Source organism: Thalassotalea euphylliae (assembly GCF_003390375.1).
In the GTDB taxonomy this organism is placed as follows: Bacteria; Pseudomonadota; Gammaproteobacteria; order Enterobacterales; family Alteromonadaceae; genus Thalassotalea_F; species Thalassotalea_F euphylliae_A.
The window spans coordinates 1,536,363-1,554,147 of sequence record NZ_QUOT01000001.1 but is presented as its reverse complement, the minus strand read 5'-3'; the positions used below and the strand labels follow the sequence as shown (position 1 = coordinate 1,554,147).

General features: G+C 42.4%; 16 protein-coding genes. 12 read left to right on the top strand and 4 right to left on the bottom strand.

Annotated features, from left to right (window positions below; genetic code table 11):
* Window positions 1-11 precede the first annotated feature (11 nt).
* The 4 genes from DXX94_RS06905 to DXX94_RS06890 all read left to right on the top strand — a co-directional run bounded on the left by DXX94_RS06905 (window position 12) and on the right by DXX94_RS06890 (window position 4,667).
* Entirely contained in the window at window positions 12-866 is an 855-nt protein-coding gene (locus DXX94_RS06905; protein ID WP_116006983.1) for an AraC family transcriptional regulator, read from the top strand.
* 289 nt (window positions 867-1,155) lie between these two features.
* Entirely contained in the window at window positions 1,156-2,112 is a 957-nt protein-coding gene (locus DXX94_RS06900; protein ID WP_116014755.1) for an SDR family NAD(P)-dependent oxidoreductase, read from the top strand.
* Between the two features lie 313 nt (window positions 2,113-2,425).
* Window positions 2,426-3,469 carry an MBL fold metallo-hydrolase gene (locus tag DXX94_RS06895; protein WP_181901501.1) on the top strand — a complete coding sequence of 348 codons (1,044 nt, stop codon included), beginning with the start codon at window positions 2,426-2,428 and terminating at the stop codon, window positions 3,467-3,469.
* 232 nt (window positions 3,470-3,701) lie between these two features.
* Window positions 3,702-4,667 carry an MBL fold metallo-hydrolase gene (locus tag DXX94_RS06890; protein WP_116014754.1) on the top strand — a complete coding sequence of 322 codons (966 nt, stop codon included), beginning with the start codon at window positions 3,702-3,704 and terminating at the stop codon, window positions 4,665-4,667.
* 19 nt (window positions 4,668-4,686) lie between these two features.
* On the opposite strand, the gene DXX94_RS06885 is transcribed toward DXX94_RS06890, so the two are convergent.
* Complete coding sequence (locus tag DXX94_RS06885; protein ID WP_116014752.1) at window positions 4,687-5,295, bottom strand: hypothetical protein; 609 nt, start codon at window positions 5,293-5,295, stop codon at window positions 4,687-4,689.
* A 361-nt stretch (window positions 5,296-5,656) separates the two neighbouring features.
* Between DXX94_RS06885 and DXX94_RS06880 the strand changes: the two genes are divergently transcribed.
* The 8 genes from DXX94_RS06880 (at window position 5,657) to DXX94_RS06845 (ending at window position 13,250) form a co-directional block, all read left to right on the top strand.
* The gene (locus DXX94_RS06880; protein WP_116014750.1) at window positions 5,657-6,442 is read left to right on the top strand and encodes a DUF3450 domain-containing protein; all 786 of its coding nucleotides are present in this window, start codon (window positions 5,657-5,659) and stop codon (window positions 6,440-6,442) included.
* 17 nt (window positions 6,443-6,459) lie between these two features.
* On the top strand, window positions 6,460-7,851 hold the full coding sequence (locus DXX94_RS06875; RefSeq protein ID WP_116014749.1) for a MotA/TolQ/ExbB proton channel family protein: 1,392 nt from the start codon (window positions 6,460-6,462) through the stop codon (window positions 7,849-7,851).
* Between the two features lie 2 nt (window positions 7,852-7,853).
* Window positions 7,854-8,381, top strand: coding sequence for a MotA/TolQ/ExbB proton channel family protein (locus DXX94_RS06870; protein ID WP_116014747.1), 528 nt, complete (start codon window positions 7,854-7,856; stop codon window positions 8,379-8,381).
* A 27-nt stretch (window positions 8,382-8,408) separates the two neighbouring features.
* Window positions 8,409-8,822: an ExbD/TolR family protein gene (locus DXX94_RS06865; protein ID WP_115999293.1), complete on the top strand. Its 414-nt coding sequence runs from the start codon at window positions 8,409-8,411 to the stop codon at window positions 8,820-8,822.
* Between the two features lie 60 nt (window positions 8,823-8,882).
* A complete protein-coding gene (locus DXX94_RS06860; RefSeq protein ID WP_116018355.1) occupies window positions 8,883-9,491 on the top strand; it encodes an energy transducer TonB in 609 nt (202 codons plus the stop codon).
* A 9-nt stretch (window positions 9,492-9,500) separates the two neighbouring features.
* Window positions 9,501-10,820 carry a tetratricopeptide repeat protein gene (locus DXX94_RS06855; RefSeq protein ID WP_116014746.1) on the top strand — a complete coding sequence of 440 codons (1,320 nt, stop codon included), beginning with the start codon at window positions 9,501-9,503 and terminating at the stop codon, window positions 10,818-10,820.
* A gap of 362 nt (window positions 10,821-11,182) precedes the next feature.
* Window positions 11,183-12,223 carry an IS481 family transposase gene (locus tag DXX94_RS06850; RefSeq protein ID WP_116013192.1) on the top strand — a complete coding sequence of 347 codons (1,041 nt, stop codon included), beginning with the start codon at window positions 11,183-11,185 and terminating at the stop codon, window positions 12,221-12,223.
* 589 nt (window positions 12,224-12,812) lie between these two features.
* The gene (locus DXX94_RS06845) at window positions 12,813-13,250 is read left to right on the top strand and encodes a hypothetical protein (protein WP_116014744.1); all 438 of its coding nucleotides are present in this window, start codon (window positions 12,813-12,815) and stop codon (window positions 13,248-13,250) included.
* A gap of 1,052 nt (window positions 13,251-14,302) precedes the next feature.
* Here DXX94_RS06845 and DXX94_RS06835 read toward each other — a convergent pair.
* The 3 genes from DXX94_RS06835 to DXX94_RS06825 all read right to left on the bottom strand — a co-directional run bounded on the left by DXX94_RS06835 (window position 14,303) and on the right by DXX94_RS06825 (window position 17,695).
* Window positions 14,303-15,586: an HlyC/CorC family transporter gene (locus tag DXX94_RS06835; protein WP_115999297.1), complete on the bottom strand. Its 1,284-nt coding sequence runs from the start codon at window positions 15,584-15,586 to the stop codon at window positions 14,303-14,305.
* Window positions 15,587-15,704: 118 nt separating this feature from the next.
* On the bottom strand, window positions 15,705-16,505 hold the full coding sequence (locus DXX94_RS06830; RefSeq protein ID WP_116014741.1) for a cytochrome C assembly family protein: 801 nt from the start codon (window positions 16,503-16,505) through the stop codon (window positions 15,705-15,707).
* A gap of 101 nt (window positions 16,506-16,606) precedes the next feature.
* On the bottom strand, window positions 16,607-17,695 hold the full coding sequence (locus DXX94_RS06825) for an SO_0444 family Cu/Zn efflux transporter (RefSeq protein WP_116014739.1): 1,089 nt from the start codon (window positions 17,693-17,695) through the stop codon (window positions 16,607-16,609).
* Window positions 17,696-17,785: the final 90 nt, after the last annotated feature.

Here is a 17,785-nt window from a genome sequence, read left to right as displayed (position 1 = left end):
AGGACAAGGTTATGCAGCGATTTTTTAACAGTATCGACTATATCGAGCAGCACTTAGATGAGAAAATCAGTGTTCATCAGATCGCTGCTGCTGCGCACTATTCCACCTATCATTACAGCAGGGTATTTAAAGCATTGGTTGGAGACACACCGAAAGAGTATTTGCGCAAGCGCAGATTAACAATGGCGGCGCGCCGATTACTCACCGAAGAAGTTGGCATATTGGAGTTAGCGTTAGATTGTCAGTTTGACTCACAAGAAGCATTTACACGCGCCTTTAAAGCACAATTTAACATCACGCCAGCCCAGTATCGCAAAATCAATGAGCCGTTTCGTCTTTTGTACAAGCAGCCGTTTAGTGAAAGCGAATTAGATTATCTGCAAAACAACCTCACTATGGCGCCGGAAATTATTGACCAGCCGGCGATGAAAATTGTCGGCATTGCTAGCCAGTATGATGATGGCGCCTTGAGTTTACCTAAACTTTGGTCGGCATTTGCCCCTTATCGCAACAGCATTCCTAACCGGGTCGGTACTGATTTTTTTGGCATTTACGAAGCCTATGAAGAAACTGAAGATAACACGACGTTTGTCTATATTTGCGCGGCGCAAGTGGCTAATTTTGGCGAAGTGCCAGAGGGCATGATCACCCGTGAATTGAGCGCGCAGCGATACGCAAGATTCACTCATATCGGGCCACTGGCTAAGCTTGAGGATACCCTGAGGTATATTTGGGGAAGCTGGTTACCAAAAAGTGACTATGAGTATGCAGAAAAACCAGACTTTGAATTATTGCCCGCGAGCTTTAATGATGCAGATCCTAACAATAAAATTTATTTAAATATTCCCATTGTGCCCAAAGCCTAATGGTGAAACCTAAAAGCTATCCCTAGTGGCTGACCTGAAATAATCGTTTTCGTCACTAGGTTTACGCCTCTTAACTTAAGCCTCTGACCTTCATCTCAGTATCTCGTCTTCTCGTATTAAGCCAACCTAATCGCTCAGTTGCACTTAAATTTTGTGGTCGTTTTATCAAGGCAAATTTAAAGACCGCAAGAAATATCAAAAAACACAATCGACGATTGATTAATCTTATTGCCATTAAAGCACCTCGCTTTTTAGTTTTTATATTTAGATAAAGCTTTGGAGATTCAACATGATTAAAAGTGTACTTATAACTGGTGCAAATGCCGGCTTAGGTAAAGAAGCAGCGAAACAACTCGCTGCCAAGCCAGACATTGAAAAAATTTATCTAGGCTGTCGAAATAAAGAAAAAGCAAAGGCCGCGCAAACCGAGTTAGCGGCGTCAACTGGCAGGAATATTTTCGAAATTTTACTTATCGATGTCAGCGATCTTAACTCTGTTCGTCAGGCAGTTAAGCGACTACCAGAAAGTATTGATGCCTTGGTTATGAATGCCGGAGGCACTGGTGGTCGTCAATACGATCAACTAACCAGCGACGGTGTGACTAATATTTTCGCGGTGAATTTACTTGGCCATGCGCTGCTAACTGAGCAGCTTATTGAAGCAGGAAAGCTTAAATATGCAGCCTTATATGCAGGCTCTGAGGCCGCTCGTGGGGTTGAAGAAATGGGCATGAAACGGCCAAATTTGACAACTTCATCGGTTGATGAATTTGCCGCGATTGCCAATGGTAGTTTATTTGAGGGCAGCCAGTTTAAAGGTAACAAAGATGCTACAGATCACTATGGTTCAATCAAATATATGGCCGCCATGTGGATGTCAGCAATGGCACGTCAGCACCCAAACCTTAGATTTATTACCATGAGTCCAGGGGCAACTGTTGGGACTGACGGTTTTAATACCTTACCTTTAGTTAAGCAGCTAGTGATGAAAACCATGATGCGATTTATGCTGTTATTGGGCAAGGTGCATGGTATCGAAACTGGCGCTAAGCGCTATGTCGATGGCTTATTCAATAGCGAGTTCCGAAGCGGTGGGTTTTATGCAAGTTTACGCGGGTTAACAGGAGTTATTGGTGAGCAAGGCAGGCTATTCTCGGATATTGACAACCGAGACTTTAAAGACAATGCCTATCAAGCTGTACAGCAGTTAATTAGCTCCCCTAATTTAACTTTACCGAGTAAATAACTCGCTTTTTGAGGCTAGACTTTCGATTTACTAAACTTTTCATATGTAACCTTTTCATATGTAACAAAAGTGACGCGAATAAACGCTTGAAGTGCGTTACCCAGGCATTAGTTTGAGTATATAGGGCTCATGAAATCTTTTATTTTGTTTCGCGTTGAGGGAATGGTGTATGTCATTTCACTTCTTAGTTATAACAACTAATTCAATTATTTTTTACACTCTTTAGTTTACTTTTGGTTGAGTGATAATTAAACTACACCGAATAGTTTACTTAAAGGGTTGTTCTGTGAGCGCCGCTAAAGAGTCAAAGTTAGTGAAATCAAAATTAGTTTGGATTGGAGGTCTAGTGATGGCATTGTCGATTTTCTCTTGGTTTAGCCAAACTGAAACGTCAAAGCAAAAATTTCACAATACCGAAACGCAATATGAAACGCATTTCGGTGTATTTTGGGAAATCATCAAGTCGTATGTCACCACTAAGCGTGCTGCGCCTGTGCCACCATCAACTTTACCGATTAAACCGCTAACATTTGAAGAAATTCGCGCTGTGCGCGATAACAGTGCAGTTAAGTTAGGGCACTCTTCAGTGCTAATGAAAGTAAACGAGCAGGTTATTTTGCTCGATCCTGTCTTTAGTGAACGTGTTTCGCCAGTGCAGTGGGCTGGGCCAAAGCGCTTTCACCAGCCACCAATCAAACTGGCTGATATTGAGCAGGTTGATGTCGTGGTCATTAGCCATGATCATTATGATCATTTAGATAAAGGCGCGATAAAGCAGCTTAAAGAAAAAGTAGGTCAGTTTGTTGTGCCACTACGCGTGGGTGACTATTTGCGTGAATGGGGCGTAGCAGAAGAGAAAATTACCGAACTTGAATGGTGGCAGAAAACGCAGGTTAATGGCGTAGAATATATTGCGACCCCAACACAGCACTTTTCAGGTCGTGGTTTAATGGACCGTGATTTGACGCTTTGGGCAAGTTGGGTGATCAGAACGTCAGATATTAATGTCTACTTTAGCGGTGATAGTGGTTACTTTAGTGGCTTTGCTGAAATTGGCGAGAAATATGGGCCATTTGATTTAACTTTTGTTGAAACCGGTGCCTACAATAAACTTTGGTCGGAAATTCATATGCTGCCAGAAGAGAGTATGCAGGCGCATATTGATCTTAAAGGTAAGGTGATGATGCCGATTCACAATGCCACCTTTGACTTGGCACTGCATGATTGGGATGAGCCACTTGAGCGGGTTACCCAATTGTCAAAGTCGAATCAGGTAACACTGGCAACGCCTATTTTTGGTGAGTTTTTTGATTTAGCTAATCCACAGGCAAACCATCGATGGTGGCGAGAGTTGTAGCTGATTAGTTATTTACAACACTATTTAGCACAACGCTAGTCACCATAAAGCTCTTCACCATAAGGCTCTTTACCGTAAAGCTCTTCACTGTAAGATAAGTCAGTACAAATTATTCTACTTAGCTTTACTGACTTAGTCGTAGCCAATGCTAGAATAGCTCGCCCAACTATGAGTTGGCGGTGAAAAAGTTAAGAATAGGTTTGTAACGAGATAACGCAGGCATAGCAAATTAATGGCAAAGTTTGAAAATACCGAGTTTGAGTACATTGTTGACTCAAAAACCATTGCAACCTTTTTGAAAAAGCACTTTGGTGGTAAACGAAGTGCGGCCATGCCATCTGTTACTTTGCCTGTCACTAAGTTCTCTTTTGATGATGTGCTCGATGCACCAAATAACACTGGCGTTAAGCTTGGTCATTCATCGATGTTACTGAAAGTTAACGGGCAAGTGATCTTGGTTGACCCTGTGTTCAGTGAGCGAGCGTCACCTGTGCAATGGGCAGGGCCGAAGCGCTTTCATGAGTCGCCAATTGAATTAGCTGACATACCGTACGTTGATATCGTACTGATCAGCCATAATCATTACGACCATCTCGATAAAGGCTCCATTGCTCAACTAAAAGATAAAACTGAACAATTTATTACTACGCTAAAAGTTGGTGATCAACTGATAAAGTGGGGCGTAGAAGCAAGCAAAATTGTTGAGCTTGATTGGTGGCAGTCGGTCAGTGCTAAAGGCATTGAATTTGTTGCCGCGCCAACGCAACACTTTTCAGGTCGAAGTTTATTTGATCGCGATCAGTCGCTGTGGGCAAGCTTTGTCATTCGCACGCCACAAACTAACGTCTTTTTTAGTGGCGATAGCGGTTACTTCTCAGGCTTTAAAGAAATTGGCGAAAAGTATGGCCCGTTTGATTTAACCTTTGTTGAAACCGGCGCTTATAACGAAGCGTGGCAAGGGGTACATATGATCCCTGAGGAAAGCCTGCAAACGCATTTGGATCTAAAAGGCAAAGTTATGATGCCAATTCACAATGCCACCTTTGATTTAGCGCTACACGACTGGGATGAGCCATTAGAGCGCATAACTAAACTGGCGGAAGAAAACAATGTTGAGCTTTCAACTCCTGTTTTTGGAGAGTTTTTTGCGCTAAACAATTCGGTATCACCTGAGCGCTGGTGGCGCTCGCTAAAATAGCCAAAGGCGCGTTAAACGGTTATGAGCGACACTTCAATGAGTTACCTTTTTCTTTCAGTGCTTTTGCCTGCTCTTTAATGTCTACATCACTTAGGAATTTAAAAAAGCCATCTTGTTGATCGGTTTGCAGGTAGACATCGACCATAAGATCTCGTTTAGGCATGGGCTCAGGTAAGCAAAAGTCGGTTAACCCTAAACCAAACGACCCTGTACCTTTACCACCGTTAGCTTTGTGAGCTGCGATTTGTTGTTGAAAGCCTCGAAATAATTGCGCATCTTCGGCGGTGAGTGACAATGAAGTAACAACCTCTGTCGGCTTTAACTTGCCAAACAGTTCATACGCCGCTTTATTTTGGTTATCAACTACCACTTCAAATACCTTGTCGATATCGATTGATTGGTCTTTGCTCTGATCTTCACTTTGGTATCGGAAGGTAATAGTCGCAGCCCCTTTTTTTATTTCAACTGCCTGATCGGTTTTTATCGCGACGCTAATTTGCGCTGGATCCATCGTCATTGGATCCATTTGACTCATTCTGTACATGCCAACAAAAGACATCGATGAGCATGCGAATAAGTTTGCCAGTAAGCAACAAACCAACAAGCCTTTAAGTAACGATTTGCTCATATCCATTGCTAGTAACTTCATTCCTTTTTTAAAACTAAAACTAAACCTCAACTAAAGAGGAGAAGTGAATGTATTTTGAACACTTCTTCCGACCTACATCAGCACTTTAAGTTCCCCGACGCGCCTAATTTAGGCTTGCTTAAGTTGTTATAGCTTGCTGTACACTTTTGTGACGATATTTTGAAAACGGTAAGAAAAACGTCACCTTACTGTAATTTAATAAAGCTGAAACATTAGCGAAACACAACCGTCACATTTCAAACTTAAAATTCTTAGCATCTATTTTTATAGCTTTATTCGTTAGTCGTGTGCTTTACCTCGCAACTAACGCATTTTACTAAACACTCTAAGGTTTACTCTTATGAAATTGTCAAAACTGGCGCAAGCTGGGTTGTTTGTAGGCATGGCAAGTATGGCTTCATCTGCGCTTGCTGCTCAATCTGAGCAGCTAGATCAAGCAGTGAAAGCTGGCCAAGAAATCAACCAATCTGCCGGCAAGTCACAACAAAAAATCGATAAAATTGCCGATCAAATTCAAAGCAAGCTTCAACAGTTTAAAGCGGTTAACAAAGAAATTGATGGTTTGAACGTTTATAACGGTCAAATGCAAAAGCAAATTGATAACCAGCTAACGGAATTAACAGACTTAGCGAGTTCAATGGAGCAAGTAAGCATTATTGAGCGTCAAATCTCGCCACTAATGGCACGCATGATCGACACCCTCGAAGCCTTTATTTCATTAGACGTACCTTTCTTATCTGAGGAGCGCAGTAAACGTGTTGCCAACCTTAAGGCGATGATGGAGCGCGCTGATATTTCTGCTTCTGAAAAATTCCGCCGAGTGATGGAAGCTTACCAAGTTGAAGTTGATTACGGTCGCACTATTGAAGCGTATAGCGATTTACTTGAACTAGACGGTAAAGAAATGGACGTTGACTTCCTACGCATTGGCCGTGTTGCTTACGTCTACCAAACACGCGACGGTTCACGCATGGGCGCTTGGAATACAGACAGTAAAAGCTGGGATGATTTAGACGCAGGCTACCGCACTGATATCAACAAGGCCTTACGTATCGCTCGTAAACAATTAGCACCGGACCTAGTAGTTGTTCCGGTTAACGTTTCAGAACCATCTACCTTAAGATAAGTGGAGTTACCGTAAACATGAAATCTTTAAACCGTGTTAAACAGCACGTTTCAACTTTCTTGGCAGCAGTAACCCTAACTTCTGCTGCTTTTGCTGCTAACGCTCAAGAAGCTACTAGCTTAGATCAGTTACTTGAACAATTAGCGCAAGGTAAAGTTGCTCAAACTCAGCAAAACAAACAGCGTGAAGCTGACTTTATGGCGCGTAAGTCTGAGCAAGACCAGTTACTAGCAAATGCGACTAACGAGCGTGACAACCAAATCAAGCTAAGTACTGAGTTAGAAGCTAACTTTCAAAATAATGAAATTGAATTAGCCAACCGTCAAGACGCGTTAAATAAGCGTTTAGGTGAGTTAAAAGAGCTATTTGGTGTGCTTCAGCAAGTGGCTGGTGATACCAAAAGCAAGTTCCAAAACTCAGTTATTTCAGCACAGATCCCTGGCCGTGAAGCTTTCTTAGATGAGTTTGCTCAATCAATGGGCTCTTCGTCAAAGCTTGCGTCAATTGAAGAAATTGAAAAAATCTGGTTCGAATTACAACGTGAAATGACGGAAAGTGCGAAAGTAGTGCGTTTCGATCGCGAAGTAGTGTTAGCTGATGGCTCAAAACAAACAGCAACTGTGACGCGTATTGGTAACTTCAACTTAGTCGCTAACAACAAGTACCTAGAATTTATCAGTGAGACAGGCAGTGTTGCTGAGCTAATTCGTCAGCCTTCTGGTCGTTACTTAGGTACTGCGGCTGATATGACTGCAGCTAACCCTTCACAAGGCACGCAACAAGTCGCATTTGCATTAGACCCAACAGGTGGTTCAATTTTAAGCTTGTTAGTACAAGCACCTGATACGCAAGAACGTGTTGACCAAGGTGGCCCTGTCGGTTACGTGATTTTGGCGATTGGTGCGATTGGTTTACTTATTGCGCTTGAACGTTTCATCGCATTATTCCTAGTGGGTAACAAAGTAAACCGCCAGCTTAAAACGGCAACACCTTCTAACGATAACCCGTTAGGCCGCGTATTAATGGCGAAAGAAGAGTACAAAGATGTTGATGTTGAAACCTTAGAGCTAAAACTTTCTGAGCGTATTTTAAAAGAAGTGCCTCAGCTTACGTCACGCTTAACCATGATAAAGATCATCTCAGTGGTCGCACCGCTTATCGGTCTACTAGGTACAGTAACCGGTATGATCAATACCTTCCAAGCAATTACCTTGTTTGGTACAGGTGACCCGAAATTAATGGCTGGCGGTATCTCACAAGCGCTTGTTACCACAGTACTTGGCTTAGTTGTGGCGATTCCTATGGTGTTTATCTCTACCATTTTAACCACACGTAGCCGTGGCATTATCAATATTCTTCAGCAGCAAAGCGCTGGCATTGTTGCAGAGCGTGCAGAGAAAGGAGCGTAAACATGATTATATTCATCGAAATGATGAATAGTATCAGCGCGTTTCTTGATACCGGTGGTCAGGTATTGACCGTGATCGCCGGCGTTATCTGCCTTATGTGGTTACTGATTTTCGAACGTTTGTTCTTTTTCTTAAAAACGTACAACGGCATTAAAAAATCAGTTATTGCCAACTGGCAAGCAAGAGCTGATAAAAGCTCTTGGAATGCTGAGCAAATTCGTGTTGCGCAAGTATCGCGCTTAACGGAAATGCTTAATCAGAATGTAGCCTTGATTCAGAGTTTGGTCGTGCTATGTCCACTGCTAGGTCTACTGGGAACCGTGACCGGTATGATTCAAGTATTCGACGTAATGGCAATTTCTGGTAGCGGCAATGCGCGCTCAATGGCGTCTGGGGTATCTCGCGCCACTATTCCAACCATGGCTGGTATGGTCGGTTCATTATCGGGTGTTTTTGTGGTCACTTGGTTACAACGCAAAACCAAACGCAGAACCGAGCAATTAGAAGATTCACTTGTGCTTCAGCATTAAGCTGGAGCCAAAATAAGGGTTAGAACTATGCGTTCTCAATTAGCAAAAGTTTTACAAGAGCAGGAAGAACAAGAAGAAATTAATATGACGCCGATGCTTGACGTTGTATTTATTCTACTCATTTTCTTCATCGTTACCGCCTCATTCGTCAAAGAAGCGGGTATTGAAGTTAACCGTCCAGAAGCTGCGACAGCAGTGAAAAAAGAGCGCGCTAACATTCTTGTTGCGATTAGTGACAAGGGCGAAATTTGGATCAACAAACGTCGTGTTGATGTGCGTGCCGTACAAGCGAACATTGAACGCTTAAAAGCAGAAAACCCGCAAGGAACAGTGGTCATTCAAGCCGATAAAAAAGCGACCACGGATGTCTTAATCAAAGTAATGGACTCTGCTCGCGCCGCTGGTGTGTTTGATGTGTCAATTGCTGCTCAAGAGGCATAATCGATGAGCACTAGTGTAACGTCAAATAGCAGCGCTACATACTCATTAGCACCAAGCGCTTTGCCACGTTACGGCATCGCATTAGCGCTTGCTGTTAGCGTGACCTTTGTGTTGCTTTGGGGTATGCAAACCTTGATTACTGGTGGTAAGGATGCTTTAACTGAGCCACCGCGCGGCAATGTGCTCGACTTTATCCGTTTAAAGAAAGAAGAAACGGTACAAAAGAAAGAGCGTAAACCACAAAAGCCGCCTAAGCCACAAACACCTCCGCCACCAATGCAGCAACCGCAAATGCAGCAGGCGAACCCGAACGCAGATGCGATAAGCACAGCGTTTACCGCAGATGTTAGCGCTGATACTGGCCTCGCAGGTGGTTTGAGCCTAGACAGTGGTGATGGCGATTACTTACCAATTGTAAAAGTGGCGCCAATTTACCCTCGCCGTGCGCAATCTCGTGGTATTGAAGGTTACGTGATTGTTGAATTTACAGTAACCACGAATGGTTCGGTACGCGACCCGAAAGTCGTTGAAGCGCAGCCAGCAGATATCTTCAACCGCGCGGCAGTCGACGCAGCCTTGAAATTTAAGTACAAACCTCGTGTTGTTGACGGCAGTGCAGTAGAAGTGGCTGGCGTACAAAACAAAATTACATTCCAAATTGACGGATAGGAGCAGCTCATGAACAAATCAAAGCTAATCATGTCCTTAGTAGCAGTTGGTGTGCTTTACGGTGCACCAGTGGTAAGCGACAACTTGTTGGGAGGAGTTGCTAAGGCGGCTAATACCGCTGAACAAAAGGCATCACCTGCCAAGCGCGCTTCTAAGAAAGTACCAGCGATGCGAAATCGCGTATACACCCAACTAGCCCGTGCTCAGCAATTGGCTGACGGTGGTGATAAAGCGGCTGGTTTTGGTGTATTGGAAGATGTAAAAGAGCGCATTAACCAGCTTAACAGCTATGAAAAGGCCATGATGTGGAATTTCTATGGCTTTATGCATTACGGTAACGAGGATATCGCCAATGCGATTAGCAGTTTCGAAAATGTTATCGCTGAAGAAGCCATCCCTGAGTCGCTTTACCTGTCAACCGTCTACTCGCTTGCCCAACTAGCAATGCAACAGCAAGACTATGGTAAGGCACTTGGCTTCTTACAGCAGTGGCGCGCCAATACTGATAAAGAAATGCAATCTGGCCAGCATATTTTGTTCGCTCAGGTTTATTACCAAGACAAAAAGTATGCAGACGCGCTGACGCATATCAATGCTGCTATTGAGTTGGTTAAAGCGAAAAATGAAACGCCAAAAGAAAACTGGTTAATTCTGCAACGTGCGGCTTATTACGAGCTTAAGCAACCTGAAAAGGTCACTGAAGTGATGGAAGAGCTCGTGCGCTTATACCAAAAGCCACAGTACTGGATCCAATTAGCGGGCATGTACGGCGAAATTGGCGAAGAGAAGAAGCAACTTGGGGCGATGGAAACTGCATGGCAGGCAGGTTATATCAGCAAATCAAGCGATATTATCATGCTCGCTCAGCTGTACTTGTTTAACCAGCTACCGTATAAAGCGGCAAAACTGTTGGATGACTCGATTGCTAAAGGTATTGTCATTGCCGATGAAAAACGCATTCAGCTAATGGCACAAGCCTATGTGATGGCCAAGGAAGATGACAAAGCAATTCCGGCCTTGATCAAAGGCGCTGAAATTGCTGAAAACGGCAAGTTCGACGAGCAACTAGCACAAGCCTACTTAAACACGGAAAAATGGCAACAGTCGATTGATTCCGCCAAAGTCGCGCTTAAACGTGGTGATTTGGATAACGAAGGCAATATGCACTTAGCGCTTGGCATGGCGAATTTTAACTTAGGCAATTTTGACGAAGCAATCGCTGCTTTTGCCGATGCTCAAGCCTTTAAAGACGTTGCCAAAACCGCTAAGCAGTGGACTAAGTACGTTGAAAAAGAGCGTGATTATCAACAACGCTTGGCAATGAACTAGTTTCATTATCTAGTGAAATGTAGCCAGACACACTCAATGAGTATGGCCTTACTAAGTTAAATTAAGGGGCTAACTACTCAAAGATAAAACAAAAGCCGCACTTGCGGCTTTTTTAATATATATGACATTTCAAATTTAAATGTAAGTGGTTTAGAGCAGCCTTATTTAAGTTAAAAGGGGGCACGCTATACCCAAGAGAACTTATAGAAAGTTTCGAGAGTTCGATACTTCTCAATTAGAAGCACATATTTAAGGTGAATTAGTTCAGACAAGATCTGACACATCTTCTTGAAAAGTAGAGAGTTACCCGTTTTGATAAAGGTGCTGAATCTTTAATCAAAACAAACAAAGAGGTAACTCTCATGCTTCATACTAACAATCCAATCATTAAACACAAAGCAGGTTTGCTCAACCTAGCTGAAGAACTTGGTAATGTATCCAGAGCTTGCAAAGTGATGGGCGTATCACGAGATACATTTTATCGTTATCAAGAGCTGGCTGAAGATGGCGGCATTGATGCGCTTATTGATAAGTCCCGCCGAAAACCAAATATAAAAAATCGTGTTGATGAAAAAACCGAAAAAGCAGTAATGGATTATGCCATTGAATACCCCGCGCACGGCCAAGTCAGAACCAGCAATGAACTTCGTAAGCAAGGCGTATTTGTATCTGCCAGTGGCGTGCGTTCAATCTGGTTGCGCCATGACTTAGAAAACTTCAAAAAACGGCTGAAAGCGCTTGAAGAGAAAGTCGCTAACGACGGCATCATTCTCACCGATGCTCAAGTTGCTGCACTTGAGAAGAAAAAGAACGATGATGAAGCTTGTGGCGAGATAGAAACGGCTCATCCGGGCTACCTAGGCTCACAGGACACGTTTTATGTGGGTAATCTAAAAGGTGTTGGCCGTATCTACCAGCAGACGTTCGTTGATACTTACAGCAAGGTTGCATTTGCCAAGCTCTACACAACGAAAACGCCAATCACTGCTGCTGACATACTCAACGACAAGGTTTTGCCTTACTTCGAGCAGCACGAGCTACCAATGTTACGCATTCTCACAGACCGAGGCACTGAGTATTGTGGCAAGGTTGAACATCATGATTACCAGCTTTATCTAGCAATAAATGATATCGATCATACAAAAACGAAAGCGATGTCACCGCAGACAAATGGTATCTGTGAACGTTTCCACAAAACAATATTGCAGGAGTTTTATCAGGTTACGTTCCGTAAGAGGCTCTATGGCTCGTTAGAGGAATTACAAAAGGATCTGGACGAATGGATGGTTTATTACAATAATGATCGAACTCATCAGGGCAAAATGTGCTGTGGCAGAACGCCACTTGAAACATTACTTGATGGAAAATCGATTTGGGCTGAGAAGAATTTAGCTCAAATCTAAACTGACAGTCACCGATTGAAAAACGGGTAACTGTCAGATCAAGTCTGAACTAGTACATTTAAGGAGTTAGACTTCAGCACTTAAACACCTAGCACTTCTCAATCATCTACCCACCAAAACGGCTAACTAAATAGCTAGCTTACTCTCTGTTTGATTAGCTTTTGGTTTAAACCTACGAAGATGCTCTTTTTGAGTCTTCAGTCGCCTTTGTCTGCTTGCCAAATTAGTGTTTGTTACTTTGGTTGCTAAAAGGCTACTTTATGTAATTTTCTTTTAAAAAATCTCACAAAAGTAAAATTTTGTGGATATATTCTACGAAAACATATCGATATTATTGACTGTAAGCACTTTGATGTATATGGATGAAATTTATTTACTTACTTTAAGTTATTGAAAAAAATGGTTATAAAGATTTTCAAGAAGCTTTTTGAAAGTATAATACGAGATATCGAGGTTTTTTATGTCAAAGATAGTTATAAATGAAATTAAATTACAAAATAAATTTGCATTAGAGTAAAGAGACTATATACTAGCCAGCAGTTGAGTAGAGATACTCATTAATCATTAAAAGCGTTATATGAGGTGTGCCATGAGATCATTATTTGTTGCTGCGTTAACTTTAGCTGTTTCTTTCACGGCGTCGGCAAAAGTTAATCAAGTTGAATTTAGAGCGTTAGATCAAACTGCTGAAACACAACTTTGTATGGCAGCAGCACAAGGTGGTATCGCCGAAGCAAAAGCTGTTGCACGTTCGCTTGGTATGAAATACACCCAAGTTAAGCGTAAAACTTATTGTAACGAAACATCGTTAAGCCGCTTCGCCGCTAAGTATGACCAACAAGCGCTTTTATCAGTTAAAGATGTGGTATTTAAGTTTGTTGCTGCTGATGATGAGCTAGCTTCAAAAATTTGCCGTGATGCTGTGGTTAATGGCTTAGATGCAGCACAAGCTCAATACAAGAACATTGATGCTATCTACTGTAATGGCGAAATCATTAGTCGCTTTGTTCGTAAGCACAAGAGCTAATCAACGGCACTGCTAGAACACAATTGCTATTTTAAGCTCTCCCCCAAAATGAGCTTTCTTTTGGCCCTGCACATAGTGTGGGGCTTTTTTTATTCTCAGAAACTTGTCGACAGTTAAAGAACGGGAAATAGCAAGGTAGAGCTTTTTGCTCTCCTCTATCTCCAGCAAGCTGAGCTTTCTTTTGGCCCTGCACATAGTGTGGGGCTTAGTTAGTCTTAGTGACCCTTCCTAGACAAGATTGACAGTTAAAGTGCGTAGCTGCGCTTCTTGCTCTCCACTACCCCAAGAAAGCTGAGCTTTCTTTTGTCCCTGCACATAGTGCTGTGCTTAGTTAGTCTTAGTGATCCGTTCTAAATAAGATTGACAGTTAAAGTGCATGGCAGCGCTTTTTGCTCTCCTTTATCGATAGATAACGAAGCTTTCTTTGTGCTTTTCACAAAGTGACGTTTTTTTGTTCTTAAAGGTTCATCGATTGGGGCGAGAAAAGCGAACGATATAAACTAAACATGAAATGGAAAGGGGTGAATGTTAAATTGCTTGCTCTTATCCTGCGGTGATTTGTGGCTAGATGTAATTCAGCTTCTAGGTATTGTTCCTCTTATTTGCTCGAAAAGCGTGAGTAAAACGTGCAAGCGAGAAGTGTTTAGCAAAGCACCTGCTGTGAAGAGTATTTATTCGGTGTGTGTTTAACCTTTAGGCATAAAATCTGGTCTACCAGTGACGTTAATTTAGGCAAAAAAAAAGAGTAAAAAAATATGATGTTTTTATGAAAAAAACATTGCAAAAGCAGAGGCCAATATTTTTCGGGGGTCTCCTTTGTTATCCACAGAAAATGTGGAAAGTTGAATAACCTTATTATCTGTGGATAAGTTTGTTACTAACATTCGCTACGATAGGTAATTTCAAGACTAGCAAACAAAGCATGTAAAAATGATCAGTATGGTGGCGATCAAAGAATCAAATTGATGGAATTTTGGATCTTTATGAGGAAGTGCTGCGTAGTGGTTAATTTGAGCAATAGTGACGTTTTTTGTACTATTGCTCCTAGCCCTTTATTCTTCTGGGGTTTCGCCTGAAAAGTGTTCGGGCATTATACGTACGGTTTTGATCATGTTGTCGCTTACGTCAACGATCTCTACCGGATAGCCGGCGATCCTAACACTTAGTTTAGCTTGTGGAATATCTTCCAAATACTCAATAATTAAGCCATTAAGCGTTTTCGGTCCGTCTGTGGGTAAATGCCATGACATTTCCTTATTAATGTCTCGAATAGAGGCACTTCCATCAATTAAGTAGGAGCCATCAGGCTGGTGATGAACTTCTTCTGATGGTGCAGGAGCAGCTGTTGTTGTAAAGTCGCCAACAATCTCTTCTAGGATGTCCTCAAGCGTGACTAAACCTTGAATGTCGCCGTACTCGTCAACAACTAAGCCCAAACGTTCTTTCGCGTGTTGGAACTTAAGTAGTTGAACATTGAGCGGGGTACCCTCAGGGATAAAATACAATTCACGTACAGCGCGCAGCAGTGTCGCTTTGGTAAATTGGTTTTTTGATAATAAACGCAGCGCATCACGCATATGTACGTAGCCAACAACATCATCGATATTGTCACGATACAAGAGTACACGGGTGTGGTTTGATTGCGTTAACTGCTTTTGAATTTTCTTCCAGTCTTCGTTGATATCAATACCCACTAATTCGTTGCGCGGAATCATAATATCTTCAACTGTGACCTTTTCTAGGTCAAGAATGCTCACGAGCATGTTTTGATCGCGCTCTGGTAGCAAAGCACTTGACTCGTTAACGACGGTTTTTAATTCTTCGGTGCTCAAGCTGTGCTGTTCTCGTTGCTCTGAGCTGATTCTCAGCAATGCCAAAAAGCCGTTCGTTATCCAATTGACCGCGATAACAAAAGGGAACAGTACTTTTAACAATAAAGTAAGAATAACTGAGCTTGGGAATGCCACCTTTTCGGGGTACAGGGCAGCTAGCGTTTTCGGCGTTACTTCGGCAAAAACCAGAATAACTAAGGTCAAAGCTAAACCTGCGTAAAAAATACCTGCGTCGCCAAAAAATCGAGCAAAAATAACCCCTGAAACCAGCGATGCAAATACATTAACTAAATTGTTGCCGATTAGAATAAGCCCGATCAATCGATCCGGTTTTTCGAGCAGTTTACTTACTCTTTTCGCACCTTTGTGTTTTTGTTTTTCAAGGTGCCTAAGACGGTACCTATTGAGTGACATCATGCCTGTTTCTGAGCCAGAAAAATAGGCAGAGATAAATATGAGCACACCTAAAATAATAAACAGTGTACTAGTCGAAATGTTGTCCAAAAAGGGGGATCCTATGTTGCCAAACAGATTGATTTTAGCGCGAAAACTAAAATCAGATATCCGTTATACCTTAAAATTTATGGCGAAAAAACAGATATCTTCACTTGTGTAATAAAAACTAACTTAACAGGAATTCTTTCACAAAGCGGCTGCCAAAGTATGACAAGGTAAGTAATGCTGTTGCCACTAGTGTGAGCGTTAGTACGCGGTGGCCACGCCACCCGTTTTTAAAGTGCCCCCAAAGTATAATGCTATATATCAATAAGGCGAGTAACGACAACACGGTTTTGTGTGCATTATCGGTGTTAAATAAACCGTCTAAGAAGATAAAACCCGTTAAGTTTGTTGCTGCTAGCGCTATCGTACCGACCGCTAGAATGGTAAATAACTGACGCTCTACCAACATAAGTGGTGGTAAGTGGTTCACTGCCGCCAAATTTTTAGATTTCAGCTTCATATTGATATAGGCAACTTGAAAGCCGTACAAGCAAGCGATTATCAATACGCAGTAGGCAATAAGTGACAATGTGATATGGCTAAGTACAGTCGCTTGGGTTACTGCCAAGGGGATGTGTGCTACATCTGGTAAGAAAAAGCTGATAAACAGCCAAATACTGGCAAAACCATAGGCGGCAGGTTGTAGCAGATTTAACTGATATTTTACTGCAGTGGCGGTGATTAACATAGTGATGACCACGCTGACGAGCGTTACTACGTTAGGCAAATTGAAGTTAATTGCCCCTTCAACAAACAAAGCATTAGTCGTTAACAAGGTATGAGGCACAATCGCAATACATGCAAGCAATAGCACGACTAAGTGGTTTGGTCCTTTGCTGTCAAATAACTTAGATAAAATGGAAGCCGTGGCGAGTAAATAACAGAACGCCGCAATTAAAGTGCTAATGTCAATAAAGTCCACTACTCATCCTAGTGTGTTGGTGTTGAATGACAATGAGTTGTCTACTAAAAAATCAGCGTCAGTTTATCAGATTGATGACCTAACGCCATGTTTGTCTTTAATTAATCGATAATTTTGCGGCGCAGTGGCTTTATTGCTGAAACAAACAGAAGTAGCGCACAGCCAGCACTTACCCAAAAAGGTAACAATTCGTGGCTGTGTTGCATCTGTTGATTAACATCAATGCCTAGGTAAGTCACTAATTCATCAAGCAATAAGCCAAAGGCGATGGCTGATACCGAAATGCCTAGTAGGTAGCGTGATAATACGGAAGCGCCCATTTCATTTTTAATGACACCTAAGGTGGAAATATTGGTGGCAGGGCCTGCCATCATAAACACTAAAGCGGTGCCAGGTGAAATGCCCGCCATGATAAACCCTGCGGCAATAGGCGTAGATGCTGTTGCGCAAATATACATAGGAATTGAAATTAAGATCATTAACAACATCGCAGGAATGCCGCTGCCATAGGCTGTTAAGAGTTCAGTTGGGATAAAGGTTTTTACTAAAGTGGCGAAGATAAGGCCAACGAGCAGCCACTTGATAATATCGTCAATTAGCTGAGTTAATGCGTACTTAACGCCTTGTAGCGTTTTCTGGCCGGCACTTTTTTCTGTGGCCTTGTCGTGTGTTGATGCACAGCAGCTAGTTACTGTTTCAGTAGTATGCGCCTCTTCTACTTGTGTTTTGCTTTGGCAGCAACCGCCTTCAGCTTGTACTGAATTGCTTTGAGACTTCGTTAGCGGCTTTGCTGTTTTAACCAAAAAGCCTGTTGCAATTGCAGAGACAATTGCAGAAACGGGCCTAAATACGGCGAAAAAGGGTCCTAACATGGCATAGGAAACGGTTATAGAATCAACGCCAGTTTCAGGGGTAGCGACTAAAAAGGATGAAGTGGCAGGTGAAGAAGCACCGCTGCGTTTTAATTCAGTAGCAACGGGTATAACACCGCATGAACATAATGGCAGAGGGGCGCCCACTAGCGCAGCTTTGACAATCGCGCGATTGCCTTGTCCTAAATGTTTGGACAATAATTGGCTTGGTAGCCAAGCTTTCATTAAGCCAGCAATTAATAAGCCCAAAAGCAGCCAAGGGCTGGTATCTAGGGTTAAGGCAATAAAATTTGATACGAGTAAGCTTGCGGTTTCCACTTTCGCCCCAATATTGTTGCTATCGCTTGAAAGCGTATCATAAACACTTTCAAGTAAGCTATTTTCCGCAAAACAAGTAGGGAATTATTT

Coding starts and splice junctions, on each gene's coding strand:
- DXX94_RS06905 (WP_116006983.1), top strand. CDS start 12: ATGCAGCGATTTTTTAACAGTATCGACTATATCGAGCAGCACTTAGAT.
- DXX94_RS06900 (WP_116014755.1), top strand. CDS start 1,156: ATGATTAAAAGTGTACTTATAACTGGTGCAAATGCCGGCTTAGGTAAA.
- DXX94_RS06890 (WP_116014754.1), top strand. CDS start 3,702: ATGGCAAAGTTTGAAAATACCGAGTTTGAGTACATTGTTGACTCAAAA.
- DXX94_RS06885 (WP_116014752.1), bottom strand. CDS start 5,295: ATGAGCAAATCGTTACTTAAAGGCTTGTTGGTTTGTTGCTTACTGGCA.
- DXX94_RS06880 (WP_116014750.1), top strand. CDS start 5,657: ATGAAATTGTCAAAACTGGCGCAAGCTGGGTTGTTTGTAGGCATGGCA.
- DXX94_RS06875 (WP_116014749.1), top strand. CDS start 6,460: ATGAAATCTTTAAACCGTGTTAAACAGCACGTTTCAACTTTCTTGGCA.
- DXX94_RS06870 (WP_116014747.1), top strand. CDS start 7,854: ATGATTATATTCATCGAAATGATGAATAGTATCAGCGCGTTTCTTGAT.
- DXX94_RS06865 (WP_115999293.1), top strand. CDS start 8,409: ATGCGTTCTCAATTAGCAAAAGTTTTACAAGAGCAGGAAGAACAAGAA.
- DXX94_RS06855 (WP_116014746.1), top strand. CDS start 9,501: ATGAACAAATCAAAGCTAATCATGTCCTTAGTAGCAGTTGGTGTGCTT.
- DXX94_RS06850 (WP_116013192.1), top strand. CDS start 11,183: ATGCTTCATACTAACAATCCAATCATTAAACACAAAGCAGGTTTGCTC.
- DXX94_RS06845 (WP_116014744.1), top strand. CDS start 12,813: ATGAGATCATTATTTGTTGCTGCGTTAACTTTAGCTGTTTCTTTCACG.